General features: G+C 64.8%; 13 protein-coding genes. 10 read left to right on the top strand and 3 right to left on the bottom strand.

Annotated elements, in window-relative coordinates; all coding sequences use genetic code 11:
* Positions 1-69 precede the first annotated feature (69 nt).
* The 6 genes from KMZ29_RS15975 (at position 70) to aat (ending at position 5159) form a co-directional block, all read left to right on the top strand.
* Positions 70-837 (top strand): DsbA family protein, encoded by a 768-nt coding sequence (locus KMZ29_RS15975; protein WP_215620147.1) that lies wholly within the window; start codon positions 70-72, stop codon positions 835-837.
* A 202-nt stretch (positions 838-1039) separates the two neighbouring features.
* Positions 1040-1723, top strand: a complete 684-nt coding sequence (locus KMZ29_RS15980) for a DUF1236 domain-containing protein (RefSeq protein WP_215620148.1) — start codon at positions 1040-1042, stop codon at positions 1721-1723.
* A 258-nt stretch (positions 1724-1981) separates the two neighbouring features.
* Positions 1982-2449 (top strand): type II 3-dehydroquinate dehydratase, encoded by a 468-nt coding sequence (gene aroQ, locus KMZ29_RS15985; protein WP_215616048.1) that lies wholly within the window; start codon positions 1982-1984, stop codon positions 2447-2449.
* A 56-nt stretch (positions 2450-2505) separates the two neighbouring features.
* Positions 2506-2985 (top strand): acetyl-CoA carboxylase biotin carboxyl carrier protein, encoded by a 480-nt coding sequence (accB, locus tag KMZ29_RS15990; RefSeq protein ID WP_215620149.1) that lies wholly within the window; start codon positions 2506-2508, stop codon positions 2983-2985.
* A gap of 86 nt (positions 2986-3071) precedes the next feature.
* The gene (gene accC, locus KMZ29_RS15995; protein WP_215620150.1) at positions 3072-4409 is read left to right on the top strand and encodes an acetyl-CoA carboxylase biotin carboxylase subunit; all 1338 of its coding nucleotides are present in this window, start codon (positions 3072-3074) and stop codon (positions 4407-4409) included.
* A gap of 69 nt (positions 4410-4478) precedes the next feature.
* Positions 4479-5159: a leucyl/phenylalanyl-tRNA--protein transferase gene (gene aat, locus KMZ29_RS16000; RefSeq protein WP_215620151.1), complete on the top strand. Its 681-nt coding sequence runs from the start codon at positions 4479-4481 to the stop codon at positions 5157-5159.
* A gap of 18 nt (positions 5160-5177) precedes the next feature.
* On the opposite strand, the gene KMZ29_RS16005 is transcribed toward aat, so the two are convergent.
* Complete coding sequence (locus KMZ29_RS16005; protein ID WP_215620152.1) at positions 5178-6140, bottom strand: DUF2155 domain-containing protein; 963 nt, start codon at positions 6138-6140, stop codon at positions 5178-5180.
* Positions 6141-6377: 237 nt separating this feature from the next.
* Here KMZ29_RS16005 and KMZ29_RS16010 point away from each other — a divergent pair, with 237 nt between their 5' ends.
* The 3 genes from KMZ29_RS16010 to KMZ29_RS16020 all read left to right on the top strand — a co-directional run bounded on the left by KMZ29_RS16010 (position 6378) and on the right by KMZ29_RS16020 (position 9518).
* Positions 6378-7157, top strand: coding sequence for an SDR family NAD(P)-dependent oxidoreductase (locus tag KMZ29_RS16010; protein ID WP_215620153.1), 780 nt, complete (start codon positions 6378-6380; stop codon positions 7155-7157).
* Positions 7158-7275: 118 nt separating this feature from the next.
* Positions 7276-8223 carry a LipP1 family hormone-sensitive lipase gene (gene lipP1 / locus KMZ29_RS16015; protein WP_215620154.1) on the top strand — a complete coding sequence of 316 codons (948 nt, stop codon included), beginning with the start codon at positions 7276-7278 and terminating at the stop codon, positions 8221-8223.
* A gap of 74 nt (positions 8224-8297) precedes the next feature.
* Positions 8298-9518, top strand: coding sequence for an SLC13 family permease (locus KMZ29_RS16020; protein WP_369810132.1), 1221 nt, complete (start codon positions 8298-8300; stop codon positions 9516-9518).
* Positions 9519-9575: 57 nt separating this feature from the next.
* On the opposite strand, the gene KMZ29_RS16025 is transcribed toward KMZ29_RS16020, so the two are convergent.
* Positions 9576-10520, bottom strand: coding sequence for a GlxA family transcriptional regulator (locus KMZ29_RS16025; RefSeq protein ID WP_215620156.1), 945 nt, complete (start codon positions 10518-10520; stop codon positions 9576-9578).
* Positions 10521-10756: 236 nt separating this feature from the next.
* Here KMZ29_RS16025 and KMZ29_RS16030 point away from each other — a divergent pair, with 236 nt between their 5' ends.
* Positions 10757-11443, top strand: coding sequence for a DJ-1/PfpI family protein (locus KMZ29_RS16030; RefSeq protein ID WP_215620157.1), 687 nt, complete (start codon positions 10757-10759; stop codon positions 11441-11443).
* Between the two features lie 118 nt (positions 11444-11561).
* Here KMZ29_RS16030 and ltrA read toward each other — a convergent pair whose 3' ends face one another.
* Positions 11562-12929: a group II intron reverse transcriptase/maturase gene (ltrA, locus tag KMZ29_RS16035; protein WP_440131713.1), complete on the bottom strand. Its 1368-nt coding sequence runs from the start codon at positions 12927-12929 to the stop codon at positions 11562-11564.
* Positions 12930-13351 lie beyond the last annotated feature (422 nt).

Here is a 13351-nt window from a genome sequence, read left to right on the forward strand (position 1 = left end):
CGTAACGAGTTTCGCAACGCCGGCTTCCGCTGCAACTTACCCAATCAATTGGTCCAAGAGGATTTGCCAATGCCTTCGTTCCGCCTGCTCGCCGCCGCCCTGTTCGCGCTCGCACTCTGCGGGGCGCCGCCGGCGGCCACCGCGCAGAGCTTTTCCGACACCCAGCGCAAGGACATCGAAGTCATCGTCCGCAACTATCTGCTCGCCCATCCCGAAGTGCTGGAAGAGGCGATGACGGAGCTCAGCAAGCGCCAGAGCGCGGCCGAGGCCGAGAAGCATCAGGCGGGCGTTACCAAGAACGCGGAGGCGATCTTCAATTCGCCGCGCGACGTCACCGTCGGCAACAAGGCCGGCGACGTCACCATGGTCGAATTCTTCGACTACAATTGCCCCTACTGCAAACGCGCCATGACCGACATGATGGAGCTGATGAAATCCGATCCCAAGCTGAAGGTGGTGCTGAAGGAATTCCCGGTGCTCGGCCCCTCTTCCGTCGAAGCCGCCCAGGTCGGGATCGCCGTGCACATGCAGGATGCCAGCGGCAAAAAGTATCTCGATTTTCACCAGAAGCTGCTGAACGGCAGGGGCCAGATTGACAAAGCGCGGGCGATGGCGGCCGCCAAGGAGGTGGGCGTCGACATGGCCAGGCTCGAAAAGGATCTCGCAAGTCCGGAAGTACGCGCCACGCTCGAGCAGAATTTCAAGCTCGCCGAGGCGATGGGCATGAACGGCACGCCGAGCTACGTGATCGGCAAGCAGGTGGTGATCGGCGCGGTCGGCGTCGAAAACCTGAAGGAGAAGATCGGCATCGCGCGTTGCGGCAAGGCGACCTGCTGAGCGCGTCTGCGACGATCCGATGCTGCATCGATGAATTGAAAGGCCGGCCATCGCGCCGGCCTTTTGTTTGCGCCGTTTTCGCGGCGATGCGGTTCATCGCGCGTTCACAAAACAAACCCGATGGAACCGGCGATCCCGCGGAACATCGCCCCTCACCTGCCGTTGTCGGCGCGGGCAATACAGATACGTGAGGAGATATTCGATGACTAATCGCTTCTTGATCTCGGTCGCCGCAGCAGCGCTGATCGCCGGAACCGGTTTCGCCAATGCGCAGGGAACCGGCATGAGCCGTGAGGACGGCGCAGCAGGCGGCATCACCACCCAGCAGAGCGCGCCTCCTTCCGAACGTGGCGCGCCTGCGGCAGCTCCGATGAACCGCGATGCCGGGGAGTCCAAACACATGAAGGGTGCGCAGTCGAACGAGAAGATGGCACCGGGGGGCAGCAAGAACCAGCGCGCCCAGGACAACACAATGTCGGGTCAGAAGTCGAAGGGCATGGCTTCGGAGCAGGACCGCGCCAAGGACGGCGTCAAGGGCGCGGCGGACAGCAAGTCCCAGACCACGACCCAGTCGCAGACCGGACAGAGCAGCCCGTCCACGACCACCACGGGCCAGGCCGGCGCCGGCGCCAAGCTCTCGACCGAGCAGCGCACCCAGATCACCAGCGTGATCAAGGAACAGCGCGTTGCTCCGGTCACCAAGGTCAACTTCTCGATCGCGGTGGGCACCAAGGTGCCGCGCAGCGGCGTGACCTTCCATCCTCTGCCGGCGCGTGTGGTGACGATCTATCCGCAATGGCGCGGATATGAATTCATCCTCGTCAATGAGCAAATCGTGGTGGTGAATCCGAGGTCGCTTGAGATCGTAGCTATCCTGGAAGCCTGATATCCGGCGGTCGAGGCGCGTTTCGGGGCGGGCAGAGATGCCCGCCCCTTTCGCGTGGCGCCATGCCGGGGTCGCGAATAAGCAACCGCGCCCCATTCCCTTAATTATTGGTTAACCAGCGGTTTCAGTAGCTTCCGCGCGCCTTTTTATGAACAGGATGAGGCATTTGAAAGGAGTACCGAACGGCCTAAAGGCTTCCCCTTGGGCCTGATGTTACCTATAACCCCGCCACCTGCCGCAAGCATTACCGGGAATTGGATGGCCGAAAGACCTGCCGAGACGATCTACGTGCTCAACGGCCCGAACCTCAATCTGTTGGGGACCCGCGAGCCCGAGACCTACGGCCATGCCAGGCTCGCCGATGTCGAGGCGCTCTGCGCGCAGACCGCTGCGCAATTCGGCATGAAGGCCGATTGCCGGCAGTCCAACCGCGAAGGTGAACTGATCGATTTCATCCACGAGGCGCATGCGAAGAAGGCGGCCGGCATCGTCATCAATGCCGGCGGTTATTCGCACACCTCGATCGCGCTGCATGACGCCCTGATGGCGGTGAAGATTCCGACCGTCGAGGTGCACATCAGCAATATCTACGCCCGCGAGAGTTTTCGTCACCACTCCTTCACCGCCAGGGCCGCATTCGCAACGCTGTGCGGCTTCGGCATCGACGGTTACCGATTGGCGATCAACGGCCTTGCCGCCAGGATCGGCGCCAAGCCCAAAGCCTGAAGGCAAAAGCCTGACGCCCCCGCCCGTCACCATTCAGAAAGTTCCGGATCAAGATCATGGCGCGCCAGCCTGACGATAAAAAGACCGCAAAAATCACCAGCGACGACAGCGGGCTGATCCGCGAACTCGCGCTGCTGCTCGACGAGACCAGTCTCACCGAGATCGAGATCGAACGCGCCGGCCTGCGGGTGCGGGTCGCACGCAACATCAGCATCGCCGCATCGATGCCGTCGCATTTCCAGGCCCCCGCTGCCGCCCCGGGCGCGGCGGCCGCGGCTCCCGTCGCCGACATCGCAAAACACCCGGGCGTCGTGCCCTCGCCGATGGTCGGCACCGCCTATTGGGCGTCCGAACCCGGCGCCAAGCCGTTCATCGAGGTCGGCACCAAGGTATCGGTCGGGCAGACGCTCTTGATCATCGAGGCGATGAAGACGATGAACCAGATTCCGTCGCCACGCGCGGGCACGGTGACGCAGATCCTCGTCGAGGACGGCCAGCCGGTCGAATTCGGCGAACCGCTGGTGATTATTGAGTAGAGGCGAGTAGCGAATGGCGAATAGCGAATGGTTTTCCGATCGACCATTCGCCACTCGCTATTCGCCATTCGCCCCTTAGGAACCCCATGTTCGACAAGATCCTGATAGCCAACCGCGGCGAGATCGCACTGCGCATCCTGCGCGCGTGCAAGGAACTCGGCATCTCCACCGTCGCGGTGCATTCCACCGCCGACGCCGACGCCATGCATGTGCGGCTCGCCGACGAGAGCGTCTGCATCGGCCCGCCGCCGTCGAAGGACAGCTACCTCAACGTGCCGGCGCTGCTGGCCGCCTGCGAGATCACCGGCGCGGACGCGGTGCATCCCGGTTACGGCTTTCTGTCGGAAAACGCCCGCTTCGCCGAAATCCTCGCCGAACACAATCTGCATTTCATCGGGCCGAAGGCCGAGCACATCCGCCTGATGGGCGACAAGATCGAGGCCAAGAAGACCGCCAAGCGGCTCGGCATTCCCGTGGTGCCGGGCTCCGACGGCGGCGTCGGCCCCGACGACGACGCCATGGCGATCGCGCAAGAGATCGGCTTTCCGGTGCTGGTCAAGGCAGCAGCCGGCGGCGGCGGCCGCGGCATGAAGGTCGCGCACTCGGCCGAAGGCCTGATGCTGGCGCTGTCGACCGCTTCCAACGAGGCCAAGTCGGCGTTCGGCGACGCCTCGGTCTATCTCGAAAAATACCTGCAGAAGCCGCGCCACATCGAAATCCAGATTCTCGGCGACGGCCGCGGCGGCGCCATCCATCTCGGCGAGCGCGACTGCTCGCTGCAGCGGCGCCACCAGAAGGTCTGGGAAGAAGGCCCCTCGCCGGTGCTGGCGGCGGCGGCGCGCGCCAAGATCGGCGCCACCTGCGCCAAGGCGATGCAGGATATGAAATATCTCGGCGTCGGCACCATCGAATTCCTGTACGAGGACGGCGAGTTCTATTTCATCGAAATGAACACCCGCATCCAGGTCGAACATCCCGTCACCGAGATGATCACCGACATCGATCTGGTGCTGGAGCAGATCCGCATCGCCGCCGGCGGCGAGTTGCCGGCGACGCAGGATGAGATCCAGATTATCGGCCACGCCATCGAATGCCGGATCAACGCGGAAAATCCGCAGACCTTCCGGCCCTCGCCGGGCAAGATCATGCAATATCATCCGCCGGGAGGCCTCGGGGTGAGGATCGATTCCGCGGTCTATCAGGGCTACGTCATCCCGCCCTATTACGACTCGCTGGTCGGCAAGCTGATCGTCCATGGCAAGACCCGCGGCGAATGCCTGATGCGGCTGCGCCGCGCGCTGGACGAAATGGTGGTGGAAGGCATCGAGACCACGCTGCCGCTGTTCCGCGCCCTGGTGCGGGAACCCGATATCATCGACGGCGATTACCATATCCACTGGCTTGAACAGTATCTGGCCGGCTAGCCGGCCGGCTGCCCCCGGCCAAGGCTGCAAGCTAGCCTCGCCCGCCTTCGCCCTGCTATCCTGCAGCGCATGACGTCACGCGACTCCGCCTCTTCCGACATCACGCCCGAAGTGCTGCTGCGCGCCTATGCCTGCGGCATCTTCCCGATGGCCGAGAGCGCCGACGATCCGACCCTGTTCTGGGTCGAGCCGGAAATGCGCGGGGTTATCCCGCTCGACGGCTTTCGCGTCTCTTCGCGGCTTAAGCGCACCGTGCGCTCCGACGTATTCACCGTCACGGTCAACACTGCCTTCAAGGCGGTGATCTCAGGCTGCGCCGCGCCGCAAGCAGGCCGCGACGACACCTGGATCAACAAGCGCATCCGCGATCTCTATGTGGGCTTGCACGCAATCGGGCATGCCCATAGCGTGGAGGCCTGGCAGGACGGCGACCTGGTCGGCGGATTGTACGGCGTCAGCCTCGGCCGCGCCTTCTTCGGCGAGAGCATGTTTCATACCGCCCGCGACGCCTCCAAGGTGGCGCTGGTGCATCTGGTGGCGCGGCTGATCGAAGGCGGCTTCGAACTGCTCGACACCCAATACGTCACCGAGCATCTGCGCAGCTTCGGCGCGGTCGAGATCTCGCGGCGCCGCTATATCGCGCTGCTCGACAAGGCGATCAAGGGCGGTAACGCCGATTTCCTGAAGCTAAGGGTTGATCGTCCCGTCAGCGGCGCAGAAGCGCTGGAGATCATCGCCGCGCGCGGCTAGCTCCGTAGGCGATCTCGGCTAATTCCCGAACAGTCCGCCGAACAGGCCGCCGGGCCGCTGCTGCGGAGGGGGCGGCGGCGGGGGCTGCTGCTGGAATTGCGGCTGTGGCGGCGGCGATGAACGCTGGACCTGCTGCTTCGGCGGGGCACGCTTCTGCTGCGGCGGCGGTGGCGGCGGTTTCACCACCTCGGGCGCCGCGGTCACGATGGTGGTTTCCGGACCTTTGCAGTCGGTCAGCCAGATATCGTAGATCGGATGCTCGACGCCGTGCAGGCCGGGGCTCGCGGCATACATCCAGCCGGAGAAAATCCGCTTCACCTCGCCCTGCAGCGTGATCTCGTCGACCTCGACGAAGGCGTCGGTGTTGGCGGCCTCGGTGGCGGGGCGCGTGTAGCAGGCGTCGGTTTTCACCCGCAGCGCGCCGAACTGGACGGTCTCGCCGATATCCTCGTCGAAATTGATGATGCGCCCGGTGATCTTGTCGAGTCCGGAGAAGCTCGCCTTCTTGTTGACGATCTTCTGCGCCGGCGGCTCGGTGACCACCTCGTCGCCGGGTTGCAGCGAGGCCGGGGACTGCGGCACACCCTTCGGCTGGCGCTGTCCCGGCGGCAATCCCGGCAGCGGCGCGGCGCCGGGCTGCGGCGGCGCCACCGCAATGCCGGGCTGGGTATTCTGGGGGATGACGGTGGTGCCGGGCGGCGGCGCCAGGGGCTGCGACTGCACCGATCCGGGAGGCGGCGCGCCCTGCCCCGGCGGCGGCCGGTTGGGGGTCGGCAGCAGCCGGCCCCGCGGCAGCTCCGGCACTTCCTCGTCGTCGTCGGGCTGCTGTTGCGGCTGACCGCCCCGCGGGATGGCGCCGGGCGGCCGCGGCGCGGGATCGGAAAAGATATTGCCGATCTGCGCGCGCGCCGGCGGCGCAAGCGAGATCGTCGTGGCGGCTACCAGGGCCGCAAGACAGGTCAGGGCAATGGTTCGAAACATCTCGCAGCTTTAACAGGCGAATCGGGCCAGCGACATCCTACAGGACCTATCGCCGCTCGCAGGGGCTCCGGTTAACACGGCGAATACGGCGGGGAAAGGGCGGTTTGCCTTTCCTCCGCCCCACTGGTCAGCCCCTGCCACAAATGAAATAGTCGCGCCCGGCGATCGTTTGCGCGGGCCACCGCGCCGAACCAGCAGAAATCCGGGACAACCGGAGCAGAAGGGGAAACACCAGACATGACCGATCGAATTCGGCTGGACGGCAGGGTTGCCGTTGTCACGGGAGCGGCCGGCGTCATTGGAACCGCGACCATGCGGCTCCTGGCCGAACGCGGCGCCCGCCTGGTCGCGGTCGACCGCAGGGAGCAGGACCTCAGGACCGCCATCAAGGACCTGCCCGCCTCGGCGCAGGCGCTGACCGTCACCGCCGACGTCACCGATGAGGATGAGGTCGCAGGCTATGTCCGCGCTGCAATCGAAAAATTCGGCACCATCGACGCCTTCTACAACAACGCCGGCATCGAGGGCGACATCAAGCCGATCACCGAATATTCGCTGGAGAGCTTTCGCCGTGTGCTCGACGTCAACGTGGTCGGGGTGTTCCTGGGGATGAAGCACGTGCTGCCCGTGATGCTGAAGCAGAACAAGGGCAGCATCATCAACACCGCCTCGATCGCCGGCCTGATGGGATCGCCGCTGATCGCGGTCTACAGCGCCAGCAAGCATGCGGTGATCGGGCTGACCAAGACCGCTTCGTGGGAATGCACCGGCACCGGCGTGCGCGTCAATTGCGTCTGCCCCGGCCTGATCGACAGCCGGATGCTGAGCACCATCCTGCAGGGCCGCAGCCCCGGCAACGCGCCTCCTCCCAACGACAAGATCGTCGACCGGATTCCGGCGCGGAGACTGGGACAGGCCTCCGAGGTCGCTTCCATCGTGGCCTTCCTGGCGTCCGACGAAGCAAGCTATGTTTCCGGCTCGGCCTACACCGTCGATGGCGGACGCACCGCCGCGTAAAGCGTCATTCCGGGGCGCGCTGAAAGCGCGAACCCGGAATCTCGAGATTCCGGGTTCGCCCGCTTCGCGTGCGCCCCGGAATGACAACAATACAATTCGCAACTGAGGTCGTCTCCCCATGCCCGCCATTCTCGATCCCGATGCCGCCGCCGTATTCAAGGCTTTCCAGGAAGCCGGCCGCCCGCCCTACGAAACGCTGTCGCCGGCGGAAGCCCGCGAGTTCTACCTGGCCGGCCGCGTCGTCTCCAACCCGGAGCCGCCCGAGCTTGAATCGGTGGAGCCGCTTTCGATCCCCGCCCCGCACGGCTCGATCCCGGCCCGCGTCTACACGCCGAAGCATCCGCGCAAGGCCGACGGTCTGGCGCCGGTGCTGGTGTTCTTTCACGGCGGCGGCTGGGTGATCGGTGATCTCGATTCCCACGACGTGGTGTGCCGCAAGCTCGCCGACGAAGGACAGATGATCGTGATCTCGGTCGATTATCGCCTGGCGCCCGAACACAAATTCCCGGCGGCGGTGGATGACTCGATCGCTGCGACCAAGTGGATTGCCGAAAACGCAAAGCAACTCGGCATCGATGCTTCAAGGCTGAGCGTCGGCGGCGACAGCGCCGGCGGCAACCTCGCCGCGGTGGTGGCGATCGCCGCCCGCGACGGCAACGGGCCCGCCATCGCAGGCCAGGTGCTGATCTATCCGGCCACCGATTTTGCCATGACGCATCCTTCGCACCGCGAGCCGGAGACCAGCATCCTGCTGACGCATTCGGTGATCCGCTGGTTCAGCGATCATTATCTGAACGGCGCCGCCGACGTGCACGACTGGCGGGCATCGCCGGCGCGAGCCAAAACCCTGATCGGCCTGCCGCCGGCCTATGTGCTGACCGCCGGCGCCGATCCCCTGCGCGACGAAGGCGACGATTATGCGAGGCAACTGAAGGAAGCCGGCGTGCCGGTGACGTACCGGCACTTTCCCGGCCAGTTCCACGGCTTCTTCACCATGGGCAAATTGCTGCAGCAGGCCAACGTCGCCGCAAGCGAGATCGGCATCTGGCTGAAGGCGCTGAACTAGCGTTCGGGTATACGGCGCGGGATCATCCACTCTCGCGTCTTGAATTTCCTCCAACCGTTGTCGAGGCCGTCGTGATCGAACCGATCGTGGTGTTTGGAATACCCGTCGATTTCATCCTGTTCGCGCTGACGCTGCTCGGCGTGGCGCTGTTCCATCGCCACACGCTTCCAGTGGCGCTGACCGGGCTTGCGGCCATCATTGTCTACAAGCTGGCCTTCACCGGATTCAAATTCGGCGTCGGCCTCGGCGGTCTCGGCCACCATATGGCGCATGAATGGGTCACGCTGGCCAACCTGTTCCTGCTGCTGATGGGATTTGCGCTATTGTCCCGGCATTTCGAGGAGAGCCGAATTCCGGACGAGATGCCGGCGCTGCTGCCCGACGACTGGAAGGGCGGCCTCGCGCTGCTGTGCATCGTGTTCGTATTGTCGAGCTTTCTCGACAATATCGCAGCCGCCCTGATCGGCGGCACGGTGGCGCGGCACGTCTTCAAGGGCAAGGTTCATATCGGCTATCTCGCCGCCATCGTTGCGGCCTCGAACGCTGGCGGATCCGGCAGCGTGGTCGGCGACACCACCACGACCATGATGTGGATCGCCGGCGTCAGCCCGCTCAGCGTGGTCGAAGCCTATGTTGCCGCCATCATTGCGATGCTGGTGTTCGCCGTTCCGGCGTCGATCCAGCAGCATCGGTACTCTCCGATTCAAAAGGATCCGCCGAAGGGATTGAAGATCGACCCGGCGCGGGTGTTCATCGTCGCGGCCATTCTGGCGGCGGCGCTGGCGGCCAACATCACGGCGAACCTGAAATTCCCGGCGCTTCTGGATACGATCCCCGTGCTCGGGCTTGCGGTCTGGGCCGTCATCCTGCTGACCGCGGGCTTGCGGGCGCCGGACTGGAAGGTCATGCCGGAGACTTTCAAGGGCACCATCTTCCTGCTGGCGCTGGTCACCGCAGCCTCGATGATGCCGGTCGAAAAACTCCCCATTGCCTCGTGGCAGACGGCGCTCGGTCTCGGCTTCGTCTCGGCGGTGTTCGACAACATCCCGCTCACCGCGCTGGCGCTGAAGCAAGGCGGCTACGACTGGGGCTATCTCGCCTATGCCGTTGGTTTCGGCGGCTCGATGATCTGGTTCGGCTCTTCGGCCGGCGTGGCGCTGTCCAACATGTATCCGGAAGCGAAGTCGGTCGGACGCTGGATCACCCAGGGCTGGTTCGTCACCGTCGCCTACGTGATAGGATTCTTCGTGATGCTCGTCGTGCTCGGCTGGCACGCCGACGTGCCGCTGAAGTAATGGTTTTGCTTGACGCGTTTTCTTCACGCGAACCGGTACCCACTTCGCTCGAAAACGCTATGGCTGCCCCGCCCGCGCCGCGCGGCGCAGCGATTGCGGCGGCTGGCCGAAGGCGCGGATGAAGGCGCGGCGCATCCGCTCGGGATCGCGAAAGCCGGTGGTTTCAGCGACACGCTCGATCGCCTCAGAGGAGGACTGCACGCGCTGGCGGGCTACTTCGATTCGCAGGCGCTCCACCGCCTTCGACGGCGTGGTGCCGGTCTCGGCAATGAAGGCACGCGCAAAGTGCCGCGAACTCATGCCGGCCTGCTCGGCCATGTCCTCCACCGTCAGCGGCGCGTCGAGATGTTCGCGCGCCCAGGCGAGTAGCGGCCCGAACCGCCCCGTCGGCGCCTTCAATTCCAGCAGCGAGGAAAATTGCGACTGGCCGCCGCTGCGGCGGTGGTAGAGCACGAGCTGGCGCGCGGCCTGCTGCGCGATCTCGTCGCCGTAATCTTCCGCGACCATCGCCAGCGACAGATCGATGCCGGCGCTGATCCCGGCCGAACTCCAGATATTGCCGTCGCGGACGAAGATCCGGTCGGGCTCCAGCTTCACCCGCGGATAGGCCTTGAGGAAGTGCCGGGTGCGCTGCCAGTGCGTGGTGGCGCGGCGGCCGTCGAGCACGCCGGCTTCGGCCAGGATATAGGCGCCGGAGCACACGCTGGCGACGCGGATACCGCGCTTGGCCAATCTCCGCACGAAGCCGAGCGTCTTCGCGCAGGTCGCCGCCTCCCGCACCCCCTCGCCGCCGGCCACGATCAGGGTCGTGATCGCGGCTGACGGCTGCAGGCCGCGCGCCAGCATCTCGACGCCGGAAGAACTGCGAACCGGGCCCGGCTTCACCGCCAGCACCTTGATCGACGGCGGCTGGCGCGCGAAGCGGGCCCCGACCTCGAACGCCGAGATCGGCCCGGCGGCATCCAGCAATTGGAAATCGGGAAATATCAGCACGCCGATCATGATCTTGGCGATGTCCTTAAATGAGGGAAATATGGCATTTCGGACATGAGCCGACCATGCCATCATCCACACGTCAAGCGTTGACGCGCCGCATTCCTCGTCATTGCCGGGCTTGACCCGGCAATCCATCCTCTTCGCAAGGACTCCTTCGAAATGGATGGATGCCCGGATCAAGTCCGGGCATGACGACTGAATTTGCGGCGGCAAATCCTAAAAAACTTCGAAAGGATCTCATCATGTCCGCGCCGCTTCAGATCGGTATCGTGCTGTTTCCGCGGGTAACGCAACTCGACTTCACCGGGCCGCTGCAGGTGTTCTCCAGCGTGCCGGGCGCCAAGGTGCATCTGATCTGGAAGCGGATCGAACCGGTCGCCAGCGACTCGGTGCTGACGATCACGCCGACCGTCAGCTTCGCCGATTGCCCGCAGCTCGACGTGATCTGCGTGCCGGGCGGGTTCGGCACCGACGACATGGTCAATGACGAGGAGATGCTCGCCTTCCTGCGCAAGCAGGCCGGCGGCGCCAAATACATCACCTCGGTGTGCACGGGATCGCTGGTGCTGGGCGCGGCCGGCCTGCTGAGAGGCTATCGCGCGACCACGCACTGGACCGCGATCGATTATCTCGGCGAGTTCGGCGCGACGCCGACCAGGACGCGGGTCTGCGTCGACCGCAACCGCATCACCGGCGGCGGCGTTACCGCAGGCATCGATTTCGCGCTGACGCTGGTGTCGATCCTGGTCGACCGGCGCACCGCCGAGGCGGTTCAGCTCAGGCTCGAATACAACCCGGCGCCGCCGTTCAATGCCGGTTCGCCGGATACCGCACCGCCGGAAATCCTCGCCTTCATGAAAGACCGGATCGCAGCCTCGCAAGCGCGCCGCGGCGAGATGATTCATCGCGCCGCGGCACGGCTGGCTTAGCCGTTCGATCCGCCGATCAGAAGCGACTCTAATCGGCATAGGGGGCGACCTTTTGGGTCGCTCCCCTGCCACACCACCCGGCATGCGGGTCCGCACCGGGCGGTTCGAGAAGTTGAGGTCATGAGAGCCGGGGCAGTCCCAGCCGGTCCGACCAGTTCAGGGTCAACACGGCGTTGAGGAGCATGCCGCTGTTACGCCACCAGCGACGGCTGTTGGCCGCCACCTTTCGCGCAACGTCAAGCTTGGCTCCCAGCGCCAGCAATTCCCTGTACATGGTCGTGCCGCGCTTCCACTGCTTGAGCTGGATGGCACGCAGCCGATGACGCAGCCACCGGTCGAGCTCTCGCCAGACCCGTGGGGTTTGCGCCAGCCGGAAGTAAGCCTTCCATCCCCGAATGTAGGGCCGCAGATGATCCACCACATCCTGCATACTGCGCCCGCCATTGCGGCCGGTCAGTTGCCGGATGCACTGCTTGAACGTCCTCAGCGGCTTGTCAGCAACCTTGCGTTTGATCACACCACCCGGCCCCGGCCAGAAGCCGTAGCCGAGGAACTTGCGACCGAACACACCGGTCACTGCGCTTTTGGTCTCGTTGATCGTCAAGCGCAGTTTGCCGTAGAGCCGCCGAAGCAGCGCCATCACCCGTTCGCCCGCCCGGCGGCTGCGAACGTAGACGTTCGCATCGTCGGCGTAGCGCACGAAGCAATGGCCCCGACGTTCCAGCGCCTTGTCCACTTCATCGAGCAGGACGTTGGCCAGCAGCGGCGATAGCGGGCCGCCCTGCGGCGTCCCCATCATGCGCGTCCGGACCACGCCATCGTCCATGATCCCGCTGTTCAGATACGCACGGATCAGCCGGATGACCCCGGTGTCCCCGATCCGTTTCTGGAGGCGGTCGATGAGGATGTCGTGATCGACCCGGTCAAAGAACTTTTCCAGGTCCACGTCCACCACGATCCGGCGGCCCGATTGCACGTATGACTGCGCCACAAGGACGGCGTCATGCGCGCTTCGGCCCGGCCGGAAGCCGTAGCTGTGCTCGCTGAAGGTTGGATCAAGAATGGGCTGCAGCACTTGCAGCAGCGCCTGCTGGATCAGACGATCCGTCACCGTCGGGATGCCAAGCTCGCGCTCCCCACCCTCAGGCTTGGGGATCGTCACCCGTCGCACCGGACTGGGCCGGTACGTCCCCGACAACAGTTGCTCGCGGAGCACGGGCCACGCCGTGCGTAGATGCGCGGCAGTCTGGTCAATATCCAGACCGTCTACACCGGCTACGCCTTTGTTGGCCCGCACCCGCTTCCACGCCCGTTGCAGGTTCTCTCTCGCCAGTACCGCTAGAAGCAGCGCTGACCCTGTGTCCTTCGGTTCATGCCGCGGGAGACGAGCTTCATCGCTGCCCGAGCCACACGCGGATTCACCGCGTCCTACCCCGGGCCGCCCTGCTCGCGCAGGCATCTGATGCGATGCTCGCCACATCGACATGGCGTCGAACACTCCCTCTCGTTCGGCCCTTCGCCTGCAAGACGGCTCGCAGCCTTCCCACCGACTACTACGACCTCGGCTGACTTCTCGCTCCGGCTCGACACCGTTGCCCTTTCGGGCACAAGGCGAGATCTCCCCAGGTAAGAACGCACTCCTTCACTGCACGACCGCCGGATTTACGCCGCTTCCCCTTGATCACGAGAGCTTCGCGATTTCTTGCCCGCTCGCCCTGGTCCGCAACGCCTTCTATCCGGTTCTTGTTCATCGGCCCGCAGCTTCGCTCCACGCTTCCTCCCCACACTCGGTCTCCCTCATGCAGTTGCGCTTCGCTTCGTTCGTTGTGATCAACTCACGATGGGACTTGCACCCATAAGAGTGCGCCCATGCTGGGCGCACAAGAAAAAGGCCGCCTGGTTTCCCAG

It is taken from the genome of Bradyrhizobium sediminis (assembly GCF_018736085.1).
GTDB lineage: Bacteria > Pseudomonadota > Alphaproteobacteria > Rhizobiales > Xanthobacteraceae > Bradyrhizobium > Bradyrhizobium sediminis.

Coding starts and splice junctions, on each gene's coding strand:
- KMZ29_RS15975 (WP_215620147.1), top strand. CDS start 70: ATGCCTTCGTTCCGCCTGCTCGCCGCCGCCCTGTTCGCGCTCGCACTC.
- KMZ29_RS15980 (WP_215620148.1), top strand. CDS start 1,040: ATGACTAATCGCTTCTTGATCTCGGTCGCCGCAGCAGCGCTGATCGCC.
- aroQ (WP_215616048.1), top strand. CDS start 1,982: ATGGCCGAAAGACCTGCCGAGACGATCTACGTGCTCAACGGCCCGAAC.
- accB (WP_215620149.1), top strand. CDS start 2,506: ATGGCGCGCCAGCCTGACGATAAAAAGACCGCAAAAATCACCAGCGAC.
- accC (WP_215620150.1), top strand. CDS start 3,072: ATGTTCGACAAGATCCTGATAGCCAACCGCGGCGAGATCGCACTGCGC.
- aat (WP_215620151.1), top strand. CDS start 4,479: ATGACGTCACGCGACTCCGCCTCTTCCGACATCACGCCCGAAGTGCTG.
- KMZ29_RS16005 (WP_215620152.1), bottom strand. CDS start 6,140: ATGTTTCGAACCATTGCCCTGACCTGTCTTGCGGCCCTGGTAGCCGCC.
- KMZ29_RS16010 (WP_215620153.1), top strand. CDS start 6,378: ATGACCGATCGAATTCGGCTGGACGGCAGGGTTGCCGTTGTCACGGGA.
- lipP1 (WP_215620154.1), top strand. CDS start 7,276: ATGCCCGCCATTCTCGATCCCGATGCCGCCGCCGTATTCAAGGCTTTC.
- KMZ29_RS16025 (WP_215620156.1), bottom strand. CDS start 10,520: ATGATCGGCGTGCTGATATTTCCCGATTTCCAATTGCTGGATGCCGCC.
- KMZ29_RS16030 (WP_215620157.1), top strand. CDS start 10,757: ATGTCCGCGCCGCTTCAGATCGGTATCGTGCTGTTTCCGCGGGTAACG.
- ltrA (WP_440131713.1), bottom strand. CDS start 12,929: ATGTCGATGTGGCGAGCATCGCATCAGATGCCTGCGCGAGCAGGGCGG.